The organism is Janthinobacterium sp. SUN100, from assembly GCF_030397705.1.
Taxonomy (GTDB): domain Bacteria; phylum Pseudomonadota; class Gammaproteobacteria; order Burkholderiales; family Burkholderiaceae_D; genus Janthinobacterium; species Janthinobacterium kumbetense.
The window spans coordinates 2,608,646-2,623,944 of sequence record NZ_JAPUBU010000001.1; the positions used below are offsets into that span (position 1 = coordinate 2,608,646).

Here is a 15,299-nt window from a genome sequence, read left to right on the forward strand (position 1 = left end):
GTTAAGGGCGGGCCGTTGCCGCCCAGCCGCCGCCCATGGCCCGGTACAGGTCGACCGAGGCGACGAGGATGCGTGTCTTCAGTTGCAGCAGCCCCACGTCGGCACTGTACAGGGTACGCTGGGCGTCCAGCTCTTCCAGGTACGAGGCATAGCCATTGCGGTAGCGGTTATGCGCAATGCGCAGGGTGTCCGCCGCCGTGGCGCGGCGCGCGTCGTTTTCCACGGCCTGCTGCTGCAGGCGGTAGATGGCACCCAGGCTGTTCTCCGTTTCGGCGAAAGCATTGCGCACCACGTTTTCATAGGTGTACGCGAGCTGGTCGCGCTGCGCGCCTGCCGCATCCGTCTGCGCCTGCACGCGCCCGCCGTCGAACAGGGGACCGGCCGCCAGCGCCGTCAGCCGCCACAGGGCCGTGGGCGCATGCAGGAAATCGGTGAGCGTCGTCGCTTGCCCGCCGCCGACGGCCGTCAGTTTGAACGAGGGCAGCAGCTGGTCGCGCGTGGCGGCCAGGCTGGCGTTGGCCGCCGCCAGGTTGTGTTCCGCGCGCGCGATGTCGGGCCGCCGGCGCAGCAATTCGGACGGCAGGCCGGCCGGCACGCCCGGCGCCGCCAGTTCGGCCAGCGGCAAGCCGCGCGCGATGGGGCCGGGATTGCCGCCGACGAGGACGGCCAGCGCGTTTTCCTGTTCAAAGATCTGCCGCTGCAGCTGCGGCACCTGCTCGGCCGCCGCATGGTATTCCGATTGCGCCTGCAGCCATTCCAGCCGCGAGCTGTAGCCCACCTCGAACTGCTTGCGCGCCAGCTCGCGCGACTGTTCGCGCAGCTGCAGCGTCGATTGCGTGAGCGCCAGCTGCGCGTCGAGCCCCCGCAGATTCAGGTAACTCGTCGCCACGCTGGCGGCGATCGACAGGGCCGCCGCATCGAGGCTGGCCTGCTCGGCGCGGTAACTCTCGCCCGCAGCATCGCTCAGATTGGCCAGCCGGCCCCACACGTCGATTTCATAGCTGGCCTGCAGTTCGGCCTGGAAGACATTCGTCACATACGGTTTGCCGCTGGACGCCAGGGTGCGCGTGCGCGTGGGCGAGCCGTCGAAGGCCAGGTTGGGCGCGCGGTTCGCATCGGCCTGCGCCAGGCGCGCGCGGTATTCCTGCACCCGGGCGCGGGCCACGCGCAAGTCGCCGTTGCGCGCCAGCGCCTCGCCCACCAGGTCGCTCAAGACCGGATCGCCGAATGCCTGCCACCACAACTGCTCCACCTGCGCGCCATCGGAGGTGGCAATGAGCACCGGCGCACCGTCCGCCTGCGCGCGCCAGCCGGACGGCAGCTGCAATGCCGATGGCGGCTGCAAGGGCGCGTTGGCGGCGCAGCCGGCCAGCGCCAGCGCGCCGGCCATCAGCAGGACATGGCGCTTCATGGCTTGGCCTTCTTCGGCGCTGGCGGCGGCGCCGGATTGTCCGCCGAGTCGTTCAACACGGCGGACGTGTCGACGCTGACTACCACCGACATGCCGGGCACGAGCCGGCGCGCATTCGCCTGCCCCGCGTCGATGCGGATGCGCACGGGAATGCGCTGGGCGATCTTGAGGTAATTGCCCGTCGCGTTATCGGCCGGCAGCACGGAAAACTCGGAACCGGTGGCCGGCGAGATGCGCTCCACCTGGCCCGTCAACACGGCGCCGTCGAGCGCATCGACGTGGAAGGTGGCGCTCTGCCCTTCCTGCACGCCGTTCATCTGCGTTTCCTTGAAATTGGCGATGACCCACATCTGGCGCGGCACCAGCGCCATCAGTTGCGCACCCGAATTCACGTATGCGCCCTGGCGCACCGTCACCTGGCCCAGCTGGCCGTCGGAAGGGGCCACGATGCGCGTGTTATCGAGGTCGATCTTCGCCGCCTTGACGGCTGCCTTTGCATTCGCCACGGCCGCTTCCAGGGCCTGCTTGTTGACCACCACGGAATGCACGCTTTGCTGGGCGATGTCGAGATTGGCGCGCGCCTGCGCCAGCGCGGCCGCCATCTGCGCCTGCGTGGCGCGCGACTGGTCGTGTTCGCGCTGCGACAGGGAACCGTCGGCCACCAATTGTTCCACGCGATTGAGGTCGGCGCTGGCCTTGCGCGCCTGCGCTTCCGCATTGGCCAGCGCCGCCTCGCTGACGGAAATGCCCGCCTGCGCGCTGGCCTTTTGCTGCGCCCAGTTCGACAGCGCCGCCTGTTGCGCCGCCAGCTGGGCCTGTGCCTGCTCGTAGCGCTGCTGGTAGATGCGGTCGTCGATGCGCACCAGCAGCTGGCCTTCCTTGACGTCCATGAAATCCTGCACCGTCACTTCCACCACGTAGCCGGACAGCTGCGTGCCGATGATCGTCACCTGGCCCCGCACGGTGGCGTTTTCCGTCGTCACGACGGGGCTGGTGAACGGCGGCAGCCGCCACGCGTACAGCACGATCAGCACGCCCACCAGGGCCACGGCGGCAAAGGCCAGCGCGGACAGCCACTGGTGGCGCCGGTCCGGCTGCGCCGTGGAAGGGGCGGCGGGTGCGGCTGCTGGCGCCGCCGATGCAGGTGCGGGAGGTGGCGGTGGATTGTTATTTTCTGTCATTGCTCGGTTCCGAATTGGTAATGGGGACGATGGCCATGGCCGTCTGCGCATCGCGCACGGGGCCGACCAGGCGACGCGCGCCGGTGGTGATGCGGGTCCAGGATTGGCTGACCAGCATCCAGATCAAGGTGGCGATGGCGACGCCGGCGATCATCAAAAAGACGTCGTTATAGGCCAGCACATTGGCTTCGCGCGTGGCGATGGCGCCCAGGCGCGCCACGCCCTGGGCGCTGCGCAAGGCAGGATCCGTCAGCACGCCGCCGTAGCTCGCGGCGCCGGACTGCACGCGCGCGGCCACCTGCGGGTCGAGCAGGGTGAGATGCTCGACCAGGTAGCTGGAATGGTATTTTTCGCGCGCCGTCTGGATGGTGCCGACGATGGCCGAGCCGAGCAAGCCGCCCAGGTTCTGCGTCATGGTAAACATCACGGAAAAGCTCACCAGGTTGCGCGGTTCGGCGATCACGGCGCCCATGCCGGCCACCATGGTAGGGCCGAGGAAATACGTGCCGCCAAAGGCCAGCAGGAACTGGCTGACATACATGTTGACGGGGCGCGTCTGGCTGGTGGCGTGCGCGTCGATCAGGGCGCCGGCGGCGATCAGCAGCAGCGCGAACATCAGCGAGCGGTTCAGGGTGGCCGGATTGATCGTCAGCGCGCTGACCACCAGGCCCGCCACGCTGCCCAGCAGCACCACGATGAACAGGTTCTGCATCTGGTCCGTGTTCAGTCCCAGCGCCTGCAGGAAGCCCACGGCCCCCGTCGATTCGGACAGCACGATGCGAAACAGCAGCACGGACAAGAACAGCTTGGCGATCTTGCCCGTGGTGAGCCAGCGCGTATTGAGCAGCGGGCGCGCGCGGTTATGCTCGATGGCCAGCGAGGCGGCGATCAGCACGATGGAGCCTGCCAGGCACACGCCCACCCATTCCGATTCCATCCACCACGCCGTGCGCCCCTGCGCCAGCACGGCGCACAGCAGGGCCACGCCGGGCGCGAACAGGATGAAGGTGAGGAAATCGAGCGGCTCGAACGTCTGCACCCTGTCGCCGGGCGGCAGTTTCAGGGCCAGCACGCAGCCCAGCGCCAGCAGGGCCAGTCCCAGCTCGAACAGGTACAGGCCGTGCCATTCGCCGATCTGCAGCAGTTCGGAAGTGAAGATGCGCGCCAGCGGCAGCGCCAGTTGGGCAAAACCCAGGCCCAGCACCACGCCTTTCAGGCGGTGCCGCGCAGGAAACGCCTGCAAGGTGTAGTACAGGCCCAGCACGCCCAGCGCGCCGCCCACCATGCCATGCGCGGCGCGCACGGCGATCGCCGACGGCAAGGTATTCGCATACAGGTGGGCGAACGTCACGAGCGCATACAGCACCAGGAACGCTTCCGTGAACAGGCGCAGGCCGAACTGCTGGCGGAACTTCACCAGCAGCAGATTCATGGACACGATGGTCATCACGTAGGCGGCCGGCAGCCACTGCATCTGGTAGGCATAGGCAGCCAGCGAGCCTTGCAGGTTCAGCAAATTGGCCGTCACCAGGCCGTTGCCCAGTCCCCCCGTCAGCGCGACGATCAGGCCGACGATGAAGTACGCGACACGCTTGGGCGTCGAATGTTCGGGCATCGATGGCGACCCGGGCAAGGTCGGGCGTTCGCCCGGCCCCCAGGTGCGAGGTGTGTACTTGTCCATGCGGTAATCGCGATCCGGTTTGCTGAAGCCGTTCCTTGCTGCCGTTATATAAATAGTTGCAAATGAACAGTTCTAGTCAGCAGCATATCACCGCAGGACGTTTTTATTGTTTACATTGTTGCATGGCGTTGCGCATGCCGCTCAAACAGCGTATGCAACGGGGCCGGCGGATCCGGCCCCCGTGCCGATGCCGCCACTCACACCCGCGGCGGGTCCGTCTCGCGCGCAAACGCCCGGTGCGCGGCCAGCGCCTTCTTGAAGGCCGCCACGGCTTTCACCACGTCGCCGGACGGCGCGACGATGATGGCGGGATCGGGCTTGCCATCGGGCAATGTCACCGGCACGCCCGCCTTGTCCAGCAAGTCCTTGCCCGCGCCGACAGCCAGCATGGGCTTGCAGTGGCGGTATTGCAGGCGCAGGAAGTCGAGCGCGTTGGCGTCGCCGCCCAGCTGCTGCACGGCGCCCTGGCCATCCGGCAGCACGACGGCGTCGAACAGCACGGACGGTCCTGCTTCGAGCGAGATTTCCACGTCGAGCGGCGCACCGCCGCTGGTATCGACTTTCCCCAGGTGGCTGCCCACCAGGCGCGGCACGGCGCCATCGGCCAGCAGCGAGGCATAGATATTGCGCACCTGTGCACCATCGCTGCCCGGCCCCACCAGGATGGCCACGCGCAGGGTATGGATGCCCGTCTTGCCGGGGCGGAAAAAGAGCGACAGGGCCGGCGACGGTGGATACGTGGGGATCGGCAGCATGGAGGCGCGCGGCATGACGGGCGGCAACGCCAGGCCCAGGCCATCGGCCAGGCGCTGCGCCAGGGTCTCGTCGACATTGCGCAGCATGGCGACGATGCGCTTGCGGATGGCCACCGTCTGCACCTTGCTCAGTTCAAAGCGGAACGCATGCACGATATGGTCCTGTTCCACCGGCGTCTGGCTGATCCAGAACAGGCGCGCCTGGCCGAAGTGCTCGGCGAACTTCTCGGGCTTGCCCCGCACCTTGTCGCCTTCGGTCGCGGCGGGAAAGCTGTTGAAACCCTTCGCACCCGCCTGGAAGGGACAGCCGCCCGCCAGGGAATTGGGTTCATACGCGACCCGCCCCCGGTTGATGGCCTGGCGGTGGATGCCGTCGCGCTGGTTGTTGTGCAACGGCGCCAGCGGCGAATTGATGGGGATTTCATGGAAATTGGCGCCGCCCAGGCGCGTGATCTGCGTGTCGACGTAGGAGTGGATACGCCCCTGCAGCAGCGGGTCGTTGCTGAAATCGATGCCGGGCACGATGTGCGCCGTGCAGAACGCCACCTGCTCCGTCTCGGCGAAAAAATTGTCGGGATTGCGGTTCAAGACCATCTTCCCGACGGGGACCAGCGGCACGATTTCTTCGGGAATCAGCTTGGTCGGATCGAGCACGTCGAAGGGGAACGCTTCGGCCTGCGCTTCCGTGAATATCTGGAAGGACAGCTCGTATTCGGGATACGCGCCGCACTCGATGGCTTCCCACAGGTCGCGCCGGTGGAAGTCGGAATCGGCGCCGCTCAGTTTGACGGCTTCGTCCCACACCAGTGAATACGTGCCGGCCATGGGCGACCAGTGGAATTTGCAGAAGACGGACTGGCCCTTCGCATTCACGAGGCGGAAGGTATGCACGCCGAAGCCCTGCATCATGCGGAAACTGCGCGGGATGGCGCGGTCCGACATGGCCCACATCAGCATGTGCGTGATTTCCGGCGACAGCGAGGCGAAGTCCCAGAAGGTGTCGTGCGCGCTGGCCGCCTGCGGCATGCCGTTGTGCGGCTCGGGCTTGACGGCGTGGATCAGGTCGGGGAACTTCATCGCATCCTGGATGAAGAAGACGGGGATATTATTGCCGACCAGGTCCCAGTTGCCCTCGTCCGTATAAAACTTCACGGCGAAGCCGCGCACGTCGCGCGCCGTATCGGTAGAACCGCGTTCGCCGGCCACCGTGGAAAAACGCACGAAGACGGGCGTGCGTTTGCCCGCCTTGGCGAACGGCGCGGCGCGCGTGTGCCTGCTTTGCTCCTTGTAGCATTCGAAATAGCCGTGGGCGGCCGAGCCGCGCGCATGCACGACGCGCTCGGGGATGCGCTCATGGTCGAAGTGCGTGAGCTTTTCGCGCAGGATGAAATCTTCCATCAGGGTGGGGCCGCGCAAGCCCGCCTTCAGCGAATTCTGGTTGTCGCCCACGGGCACGCCCTGATTGGTCGTCAGCACGCAGCCGCTGTCGTCGCTGCGGGAGTGATCCAGCGAATTATTCAACGCATTCTCGCCCAGCGCGGGCTGGCCATCGCCCGTCTTCGGGGAAGGTATCGTTTCGCCCGTGGTGCTGGCCGTGGCCAGCGCTTCGCCGGCTGCCACATGTACGCCTTCGGCCGGCGTGCGAGCCGCCTCGCCATACTGGCCATATTCCTTGGGATTGACGGCCATGGCGGCGGACAGTTGCTGGCCGGCGGCCGTCTTTTGCAGCAGCGCGCGGGTCAGGTCATTATCCGCACCCAGGCTGTTCGGCGTATTGCTGTCGGATGGGCCGGACATGCTGCTCAATACGGAACCAGCACCGTCCGTGGACGGCGTTTTCTTGTTGGTAGCCATTACATCTCCTGTGAGTAGTCTGCCCCGGGAGAACGCTACAACTCCCTCATTCAGCGCACGAACAGGGCAATCAAAACAATGATGGAAATAGGTACACCGATCAACCACAACAAAATGGAGCGCATCTTCACTCTCCTTTACGGCCTGCTACTAGCTACTACCTTGTGCGCGTGGGCGCTGTTTCCTCCGCCATCACGGCGAAGGGAACAGCGCCCACGACAAATACCGGCCAGGAAGGCGTAAAACTTATTTACGCGAACCCAGCAATTTCGACAGGCCATACCCGGCCGCTGCCGCAATCAGCAGGGACACGGCCGGCCGTTCGCGCACGTAATCGCGGCCCGTCTCGCCGGCGCGCTGGCAGGCGGCGCCCAATTGCTTGCCGCGCGCCATCAAGCGTTCGGAAGCCTTGCTGACGCTGTCGCTGACTTGGTCGATGCGGTCGCCCACCTGGTCCACGCCGTCGTGGGCGCGCGTGGCCATCATGTCGGCCAGGGGCTGGGCCTGACTTGCCACCTTGTCGATCGTACGGTGCAAGTCCTGGCGGGTATCCTGGGCGGTGCCGTTGATATCGGAGCTGGTTTTTTCAATCGCGTTCATGATGGTTTCCTTTAACAGTGAATAATTTCAACCATGCTCGATGCCGTGACCGAATCATGATTCTCCTCGCTTCTGGGAAAAAGAAGCGGCTAAACGCTGCCGGGCTGAGCCATATCAAACTCTGGATCAGCAGCAAGCTGTTGGCACTACCTTAACCGCGCCTGCCATACGCCACCGTGCGCTGCCACACCTTGAAGGCCAGACTTAAATGCCTGCCAGAAATAACAGTCCGCGCCGGCCTGGTGCGGCGGGCGAGGAGTAACGCTGCCTGATGCATGGTCCGCCCTGACGAGAAAGCCGGCCCCATACAAATGCATGGATTTTTATGCAGATTTTACGCATAATGTAGGCACTAAAATACATACATCAAGACAAAATGCCTCCGTCTAAATCCATACAAAAAGATGACCATGCAAGCGCATGGATCACGCCGTTCGTGCAGCACGGCGGTCCGCGCTACCTGCAGATCGCCGACATGCTCGAGCGCGCGCTGTCCGGCGGCAGCCTGCGCCCGGGGGACCGCTTGCCGCCGCAGCGCAGCCTGGCCGCCCTGTTCCAGGTCGACCTGACGACAGTGACGCGCGCCTACGACGAAGCCAAGCGCCGCAACCTGCTGGAAGGGCACGGCGCGCGCGGCACCTACGTGGCGGCGCCGAAGGTGGAATTGACGCAGATGCTGGACCTGAGCATGAACATCCCGCCGCCGCCCGTGGGCGTGGATTTCGACGACCTGCTGAAACAGGGCGTGGCGCAGGTGCTGATGCGCACGGACAGCGATCTGTTGATGAGTTATCACCTGGGCGGCGGCAGCAAGGCCGACCGCGCGGCGGGCGCCGCCTGGCTCGCGCCCATGTTCGGCAACGTCGATGGGGAACACGTCGTCGCCTGCCCCGGCGCGCAGGCGGCGCTGGCGGCGCTGATTCTGACCCTGAGCCGGCCCGGCGACGCCATCTTGACGGAGCCGGCCGTGTATCCGGGCTTGCGCTCGGCGGCGGGGCAGCTGAACCGCAAGGCCGTGGCCGTGGAAACGGATGCGGATGGCATGCTGCCCGAAGCGCTGGAAAAAGCTGGCCGCAAGCACCGCGCGCGCCTCGTGTATCTGAATCCCACCCTGCAAAACCCCACGGCGCACACCATGCCGGCCGCGCGCCGCCTGGCCATCACGCAAGTGGCCCAGCGCTGCGGCATGCACATCATCGAGGATGACCCGTACTGGCTGCTGGCGTCCGATGCGCCGCCGCCCCTGGCGCATTACGCGCCCGCCCACGTGTCCTACATCGCCACCCTGTCGAAATGCCTGGCGCCGGGCCTGCGCATGGCCTATACCTTGATCGCCGACACGCAGCTGCGCGAACGCTTCCTGGACGCCCTGCGCTCTTTCAGCCTGATGGCCACGCCCGTGACGACGGCGCTGACGACGCAATGGATACACGACGGCTCCGCGCACGCGCTGCTGGCCGGCATACGCAGCGAAGCCGATGCGCGCCAGGACGTCATCCGCACCATCCTGACGGGCGCCACTCACCCGCGCAGCGATGGCATCCACGTGTGGTTTTCGCTGCCCGGCTACTGGACCTCGCGCGAACTGGCCGCCACCGCCCGCGCCCAGGGCGTGGCCGTCACGGCGTCCGACGCCTTCTACGACAACCGCCCGCCGAACGCCATCCGCATCTCGCTGGGCAGCATCCGCGACCGCGCGCGCCTCGCCAGCGCATTGAAGAAATTATCGCTGCTGCTGGCGCACAAGCCAGCTGTGCGGCGGGAATTCGTCATTTAACGGCGCAACCGCGCATCGAGCGAATAGCGGCCCGCGCCGCTGATGGCAATCGTGCCGAAGACGATGATCAGCAGCCAGCCGAACTGGCCGTCTGCGATGCTCCAGTCCGGGTGCACGAGCAGCATCGACACGCCCAGCAGGGGCAGGCAGGCCAGGCGCGTCAGCAAGCCGGCGGCGACCAGCAGCGGGCAGAGGATTTCCGCGAACAGGGCGCAGTACAGGGTGACGGCGAGGCGCGCCGCGCAAGGCCGCGCTCAAGCCGCAGGCACGGCCGGTCGCCCGCTACGCTGCTGCACTACGATCAGGGCCCCCAGCAAAATCAGGGGCACGGCCAGCGCCACGAAACCGAAAGCCAGGTAGGCAAAGGCGGCGGCGATGGCGCCCAGGGCAAAGGCCAGCAGCGGCCAGAAGAACTTCCCGCAGCGCGCATGGGTAGCGCCATCGGCCGCGCCGCGCAGCACGTCGACGGTGTCGATGACGATCTGCGTCACGTTACCCGTCATCATGGAAGTGGGCGCCAGGTGCGCCAGCAGCAGCCGGCTGGTGGCGCTGTGCACACCCATGGCGGCCGTGCCCAGCAAACCGGCCGCCATGGCCATGGAACTGACATCCTTGCCGATCGGTTCTGCCAGGCAGCCAAACACCATGAAGCCGGCCAGCAAGGCCCACTGCAGCAACATCGCCAGGGTCAGTGACGGGCCGGCGCGGCGCTCCACGGCCAGCACCATCAGGCGCGTGACGGCGACGCCGGCGATAAAGGCGGGAAAAGCGAGAAACTTCAACAGGATGGACGCGCGCGATGCATCCGCCAAGGCGGCGCCGATCAGCACGAAGTTACCCGTGACATGGGCCGTAAACAGGCCAAACAGGGCAATGAAACCCAGGGTATCGACATACCCCGCTAAAAATCCCAGGCTGGTGCCGAACAAGCGGCTATGTGGTGGCTGATCCATCGAATGACTCCTGATACCGTGCAATGCACTAAAAAACGAAAAACGCGCCAGAGAAGCGCCCTGGCGCCAATGCCTGCATGGTAAGCTATGTGACCGGCCGCCGCCCCCGTCCTTCGGCCAGTGCGTCCGCTCCACCTGATTTTTTGGCCCGTGTTCAAGCGCTGCCCGCTACACTGGACGAGGTGACTTGCGCGCTGCGCACGCCGGCCTGTTGGCGTACGGCTCCCGTATGGCCAACGACCGCCACGGCATCGCCGACTTTGCCATCAACAGCCTGGGACGCGATGCAGAAACAAAGGGCGCCACCTTGTCGGGCATGGCGCTGGGATAAGGCACACTTTCTGAGCGGCGCTCAGTCCCAGCAGACTGACAGCACGGCATAGCCCTCTGAAGGCTCAGGAGCGTTGGCGGGCTTGCCGTATGGCCAGCCAGGAATGACGCCGTCGGCTTCCATGCCGGCGATCCAGCCTTCCACCTCGTCCTGGCGTGCGGAGGTGAAGATGTGCACGTTTTCCGCCGGCGGGAAGCATTTCGCGTCCACGTCCGCCTGGCCATAGTCGCACCAGTCCTGGTGCAAGCCGACCAGCACCTTTTCCACGTCCGGCCTGGCGGCGATCTCGCGGAACATGTCGTACAGCTGCGCAATCGGCGGGCGGCCATAGCCCCACTGGTTCGGCGCGATCGACTCTTCGTCGGCATTGCCCGCAAAGTAAAGATCGAGATCGACCACGGGTGGCGTATCGCCATCGTCCACACCGGGCGAGGTCAGGTACTGGTAGATTTTGTCGGGCATGGGCAAGGTTCCATTGATATGAAAGACAATGCCATATTGTAATCTGCAGACCGCGTATCCAGCCAAAGCACCGCGCCGGGGTTCGAGTGCGCGGCAAGGTGATGGCGACAGACGCCGTCCAGATGCAGTGCCCTCTGATCACAGCAGGCTGCATGCCATGCCGCTGAAATCGAGGACAACAAAAAACCCGCTGACTTTTGCAAGCAAGCGGGTTTTCTGATGAAACTTGGTGCCGTTGGCCGGAATCGAACTGGCGACCTTCACATTACGAATGTGCTGCTCTACCAACTGAGCTACAACGGCGAAGACCCACATTCTACAAACAATGCACAAAATTTGCTAGTGTCAACGCGAACTTTTTTGCATTTTTTTAGCGGCCCGGCTGCAGGCCGCTGAAAATCGTGGAAAAGTGCGGCTTTTTTACTCAGCGTGGTAGGCGGTGACGCGGGCCACTTCGTCTTTCGAGCCGAGGAACACGGGCACGCGCTGGTGCAGCTTGTGCGGGGCGATGTCCATGATGCGCTGCTGGCCATCGGTGGCGGCGCCGCCGGCTTGCTCCACGATGAAAGCCATCGGGTTCGCTTCGTACATCAGGCGCAGCTTGCCGGGCATCGACGTGTCGCGCAGGTCGGCCGGGTACATGAAGATGCCGCCGCGGTTCAGGATGCGGTGCACGTCGGCCACCATCGAGGCGATCCAGCGCATGTTGAAATTGGTGCCGCGCGGGCCTGTGTCGCCAGCCAGCAGTTCGTCGACATAGCGTTTCACGGGCGGATGCCAGTGGCGCGCGTTCGACATATTGATGGCAAACTCCTTCGTCGTTGGCGGAATCTGCATATTGCTTTGCGTGAGGACCCACGAACCCATTTCGCGGTCCAGGGTGAAGCAGTTCACGCCATTGCCGAAGGTCAGCACCAGCATGGTTTGCGGACCGTACACGGCGTAGCCGGCCGCCACTTGCTTGCTGCCGGCCTGCATGAAGTCCTGCTCCGTCGGCTCGCCCATGCCTTCCGGTGCCTTCAGCACCGAGAAAATGGTGCCGATGGAGACGTTGACGTCGATGTTCGACGAGCCATCCAATGGGTCGAACAGCAGCATGTATTCGCCCTTCGGATAGCGGTTCGGGATCGGGTGAATCGATTCCATCTCTTCCGACGCCATGGCCGCCAAGTGGCCGCCCCATTCATTCGCTTCCAGCAAAATCTCGTTGGAGATGATGTCAAGCTTTTTCTGCACTTCACCCTGCACGTTTTCCGTGTCGGCCGTGCCCAGCACCTCACCCAGCGCGCCCTTGCTGACGGCGTGGCTGATGGTTTTACAGGCGCGCGCGACGACTTCGATCAGCAGGCGCAGTTCGGCCGGAATGCTGTTGTTCGAGCGCTGCTCTTCAACCAGGTATTGCGTAAGACTGATGCGTTTCATGAAATCCCTCTGTTTTAATAGCTTTTTGATAAATTTTTTACGGTGTTAATTGGCCAATGCCTTGGAAACGACTTCCATCACATCATTCGACAAGCTGGCCTGGCCGGCAACTTTTTCCAGCGCGTCGCGCATGTGGCTTTGCAGCGCGGGCACGTAACGGCGCCAGCGGTCCATGGAACGCGCCAGGCGGGCTGCCACTTGCGGGTTCAGGGCGTCGAGCGCGATGACTTGCTCGGCCCAGAAAGCGTAGCCGCTGCCGTCAGCCGCATGGAACTGCGACGGATTGCCATTCGTGAAATTGAAGATCAGGCTGCGCGCGCGGTTCGGATTCTTCAGGGTGAAGGCCGGATGCGTCATCAGCTGGCGCACGGCTTGCACATCGGTCGTTGGCGCGGCCGCCTGCATGGCGAACCACTTGTCGACCACCAGCGCTTCGTTCTCGAAGTCGGCATAGAAACTGGCCAGCGCCGCCTGCGCATGCGCTGACGAACCCGAATGGATCAGGGCACCCAGCGCTGCTGCGCGGTCCGTCATGTTGCCGGCGCTGTCGAACTGCTGCTGCGCCAAGGCCAGTTCTTGCGCGTCCGGCGCGATCAGCAGATAGGACAGGGCCAGGTTTTTCAGCGCGCGCTTGCCCGCCGACAGGGCGTCGGGACTGTACTCGCCCGGCGTCTGGTTGGCGTGGTATTGCGCCAGCAGTTCAGGTTTCAAGGCGACCGCAATCGTGCGGCGCATGAACTGGCGCGCCGCGTGGATCGCTTGCGGGTCGACTTGCGCCATGCGCTCGGCGATGATGGTTTCCGACGGCAGGATCAGGGCCAACTCGCGGAAGGCAGGATCGAGCGTTTCGTCGGCAAGCAAGGCGCGTTGCGCTTCGATGAAGGTGTCGTCCAGCGCCAGGGTCTCGCCGGCGGCGACGGCGCGGGTCAGTTTCAGCAGGCGCTCCATAGCCAGGCGCTGGCCCGCTTCCCAGCGGTTGACCGGGTCGCTGTCGTGGCGGAACAGGTGCAGCAATTCCGCGTCGGTGTAATCGTATTCCAGCACCACGGGCGCGGAAAAGTCGCGCAGCAGCGACGGCACGGGCAACTCCGTCACATTCGTGAAGCGGAAAGTCTGCGACGCTTGCGTCAGTTCCAGCACAACGCTGGCAGCGCCGTTCGACACGACGCCATCGACGTGCAGCGGCAGGTCGCGGCCATCGGCGGCCAGCAAGCCGACGGTGACGGGAATGTGGAAAGGCAGTTTTTTCGGCTGGCCCGGCGTGGCGGGGCAGCTTTGCGCCAGGGTCAGCTCGAACGTCTGGCTGGCTGCATCGTAGCGCGTGGATGCCGTCACGATGGGTGTACCCGCCTGGCTGTACCAGCGCTCGAACTGGCTGAAGTCGCGGCCATTCGCGTCCGCCATGGCGGCGCGGAAGTCGTCGCACTGCACGGCCTGGCCATCGTGGCGCTCGAAATACAGGTCCATGCCCTTGCGGAAGCCGTCGCGGCCCACCAGGGTCTGGTACATGCGCACCACTTCGGCACCCTTTTCGTAGATCGTGACCGTATAAAAGTTATTGATCTCGACGAAGGAATCGGGACGCACGGGATGCGCCATCGGGCCCGCGTCTTCGGGGAACTGCGCCTGGCGCAGGGTGCGCACCTGGTCGATGCGCGTGACGGCGCGGCCCGTGTCCGTACCGATCATGTCGGCCGAGAACTCCTGGTCGCGGAACACCGTCAAGCCTTCCTTCAGCGACAGCTGGAACCAGTCGCGGCACGTCACGCGGTTGCCGGTCCAGTTATGGAAGTATTCGTGGCCCACCACCGCTTCGATGCCCGCGTAATCGACGTCCGTCGCCACGCGCGCATTGGCCAGCACATACTTGGTATTGAAGATGTTCAAACCCTTGTTTTCCATGGCACCCATGTTGAAATCGCCCACGGCGACGATCATGAAGCGGTCCAGGTCCAGTTCCAGGCCGAAACGCTCCTCGTCCCAGCGGATCGAGTTTTTCAGCGACTGCATGGCGTAGTCGGTTTTATCCAGATTGCCGTCCTCCACCCACACCTGCAGCAGCACTTCGCGGCCCGACTTCAGGGTATAGCGCTCTTCCTGGCATACCAGGCGCGCCGCCACCAGGGCGAACAGGTACGACGGCTTCTTGAACGGGTCCTCCCACTTGGCGTAATGACGGCCATCGCCGAGGTCGCCCTCTTCGATCAGGTTGCCGTTCGACAACAGCACCGGGTACTTGTCCTTGTCGGCGCGCAGCATGACCGTGTACTTGGCCATCACGTCCGGGCGGTCAGGGAAGAAGGTGATGCGGCGGAAGCCTTCCGCCTCGCACTGCGTGAAGAAATTATGGTTCGACACGTACAGGCCGGACAGCGAGGTATTGTCCTGCGGCGCCAGCACGGTTTCGATATCGAGCGTCACCTCGTCCGGGGCCTTGGGGATGGTCAGCATGCCGGCCGTCAGCTTGTACTGCGACGGCTTCAATACCTTGCCATTCAGGCGCACCAGCACCAGTTCGATGTGTTCGCCGTGCAATTCGATGCTGCGGCTGGTGCTGGCCGGGTTATGGCGCATTTGAATCCGGCTCGCCACCACTGTGCGGGCGGGATCGAGATCGAAACCAAGTTCGACGCTGTCGACCAGGAAGCTGGGCGGCGTGTAATCTTTGCGGTAAATCGTCTGAGGGCTGTCTGTGCGCATAGGGATTTGGGTGGGAGCGGAGGCAAAAGCCTATTTTACCAACACCAGCCCCCGATAGTCGCGATTCAGGCCAGGAATGTTGGATTCCCTTACACGCAGACATGTCAGGTAACATTCTGTAATAATGAATAGAAACAAATAGAACTATTCTTATAATACTAAGCGATGAATT

Annotated in this window: 11 protein-coding genes and 1 tRNA gene; 1 reads left to right on the forward strand and 11 read right to left on the reverse strand. The window is 64.3% G+C overall.

Features of this window, described 5'->3' with window-relative positions:
• Position 1: 1 nt before the first annotated feature.
• The 5 genes from O0881_RS11475 to O0881_RS11495 form a co-directional block, all read right to left on the reverse strand.
• On the reverse strand, positions 2–1,411 hold the full coding sequence (locus O0881_RS11475; protein WP_289911333.1) for an efflux transporter outer membrane subunit: 1,410 nt from the start codon (positions 1,409–1,411) through the stop codon (positions 2–4).
• Entirely contained in the window at positions 1,408–2,592 is a 1,185-nt protein-coding gene (locus O0881_RS11480) for an HlyD family secretion protein (protein WP_289911334.1), read from the reverse strand. The genes O0881_RS11475 and O0881_RS11480 overlap by 4 nt, the downstream gene beginning before the upstream one ends.
• Positions 2,579–4,273: an MFS transporter gene (locus O0881_RS11485; protein WP_180278698.1), complete on the reverse strand. Its 1,695-nt coding sequence runs from the start codon at positions 4,271–4,273 to the stop codon at positions 2,579–2,581. The genes O0881_RS11480 and O0881_RS11485 overlap by 14 nt, the downstream gene beginning before the upstream one ends.
• A 197-nt stretch (positions 4,274–4,470) precedes the next feature.
• On the reverse strand, positions 4,471–6,882 hold the full coding sequence (locus tag O0881_RS11490) for a catalase (RefSeq protein WP_289911335.1): 2,412 nt from the start codon (positions 6,880–6,882) through the stop codon (positions 4,471–4,473).
• Between the two features lie 246 nt (positions 6,883–7,128).
• Entirely contained in the window at positions 7,129–7,482 is a 354-nt protein-coding gene (locus tag O0881_RS11495; protein ID WP_289911336.1) for a hypothetical protein, read from the reverse strand.
• 376 nt (positions 7,483–7,858) lie between these two features.
• Between O0881_RS11495 and O0881_RS11500 the strand changes: the two genes are divergently transcribed.
• Entirely contained in the window at positions 7,859–9,259 is a 1,401-nt protein-coding gene (locus O0881_RS11500) for a PLP-dependent aminotransferase family protein (protein WP_289911337.1), read from the forward strand.
• Here the strand turns inward: O0881_RS11500 and O0881_RS11505 are convergent.
• From O0881_RS11505 to pepN, 6 genes are all read right to left on the reverse strand, one after another.
• On the reverse strand, positions 9,256–9,480 hold the full coding sequence (locus O0881_RS11505) for a DoxX family protein (RefSeq protein ID WP_354670213.1): 225 nt from the start codon (positions 9,478–9,480) through the stop codon (positions 9,256–9,258). The genes O0881_RS11500 and O0881_RS11505 overlap by 4 nt on opposite strands.
• 33 nt (positions 9,481–9,513) lie before the next feature.
• Positions 9,514–10,212 carry a YoaK family protein gene (locus O0881_RS11510; RefSeq protein WP_289903741.1) on the reverse strand — a complete coding sequence of 233 codons (699 nt, stop codon included), beginning with the start codon at positions 10,210–10,212 and terminating at the stop codon, positions 9,514–9,516.
• Positions 10,213–10,564: 352 nt separating this feature from the next.
• Positions 10,565–11,005 carry a hypothetical protein gene (locus O0881_RS11515; protein WP_289911338.1) on the reverse strand — a complete coding sequence of 147 codons (441 nt, stop codon included), beginning with the start codon at positions 11,003–11,005 and terminating at the stop codon, positions 10,565–10,567.
• Positions 11,006–11,232: 227 nt separating this feature from the next.
• Positions 11,233–11,308 (reverse strand) — tRNA-Thr (locus O0881_RS11520).
• A 117-nt stretch (positions 11,309–11,425) separates the two neighbouring features.
• Complete coding sequence (locus O0881_RS11525) at positions 11,426–12,427, reverse strand: class 1 fructose-bisphosphatase (RefSeq protein WP_077408194.1); 1,002 nt, start codon at positions 12,425–12,427, stop codon at positions 11,426–11,428.
• A gap of 45 nt (positions 12,428–12,472) precedes the next feature.
• Positions 12,473–15,127: an aminopeptidase N gene (gene pepN, locus O0881_RS11530; RefSeq protein ID WP_289911339.1), complete on the reverse strand. Its 2,655-nt coding sequence runs from the start codon at positions 15,125–15,127 to the stop codon at positions 12,473–12,475.
• Between the last annotated feature and the right edge of the window lie 172 nt (positions 15,128–15,299).

Excerpts from the sequence above, each read along its gene's own strand:
- O0881_RS11475 (WP_289911333.1), bottom strand. The coding sequence starts at position 1,411 with ATGAAGCGCCATGTCCTGCTGATGGCCGGCGCGCTGGCGCTGGCCGGC.
- O0881_RS11480 (WP_289911334.1), bottom strand. The coding sequence starts at position 2,592 with ATGACAGAAAATAACAATCCACCGCCACCTCCCGCACCTGCATCGGCG.
- O0881_RS11485 (WP_180278698.1), bottom strand. The coding sequence starts at position 4,273 with ATGGACAAGTACACACCTCGCACCTGGGGGCCGGGCGAACGCCCGACC.
- O0881_RS11490 (WP_289911335.1), bottom strand. The coding sequence starts at position 6,882 with ATGGCTACCAACAAGAAAACGCCGTCCACGGACGGTGCTGGTTCCGTA.
- O0881_RS11495 (WP_289911336.1), bottom strand. The coding sequence starts at position 7,482 with ATGAACGCGATTGAAAAAACCAGCTCCGATATCAACGGCACCGCCCAG.
- O0881_RS11500 (WP_289911337.1), top strand. The coding sequence starts at position 7,859 with ATGCCTCCGTCTAAATCCATACAAAAAGATGACCATGCAAGCGCATGG.
- O0881_RS11510 (WP_289903741.1), bottom strand. The coding sequence starts at position 10,212 with ATGGATCAGCCACCACATAGCCGCTTGTTCGGCACCAGCCTGGGATTT.
- O0881_RS11515 (WP_289911338.1), bottom strand. The coding sequence starts at position 11,005 with ATGCCCGACAAAATCTACCAGTACCTGACCTCGCCCGGTGTGGACGAT.
- O0881_RS11525 (WP_077408194.1), bottom strand. The coding sequence starts at position 12,427 with ATGAAACGCATCAGTCTTACGCAATACCTGGTTGAAGAGCAGCGCTCG.
- pepN (WP_289911339.1), bottom strand. The coding sequence starts at position 15,127 with ATGCGCACAGACAGCCCTCAGACGATTTACCGCAAAGATTACACGCCG.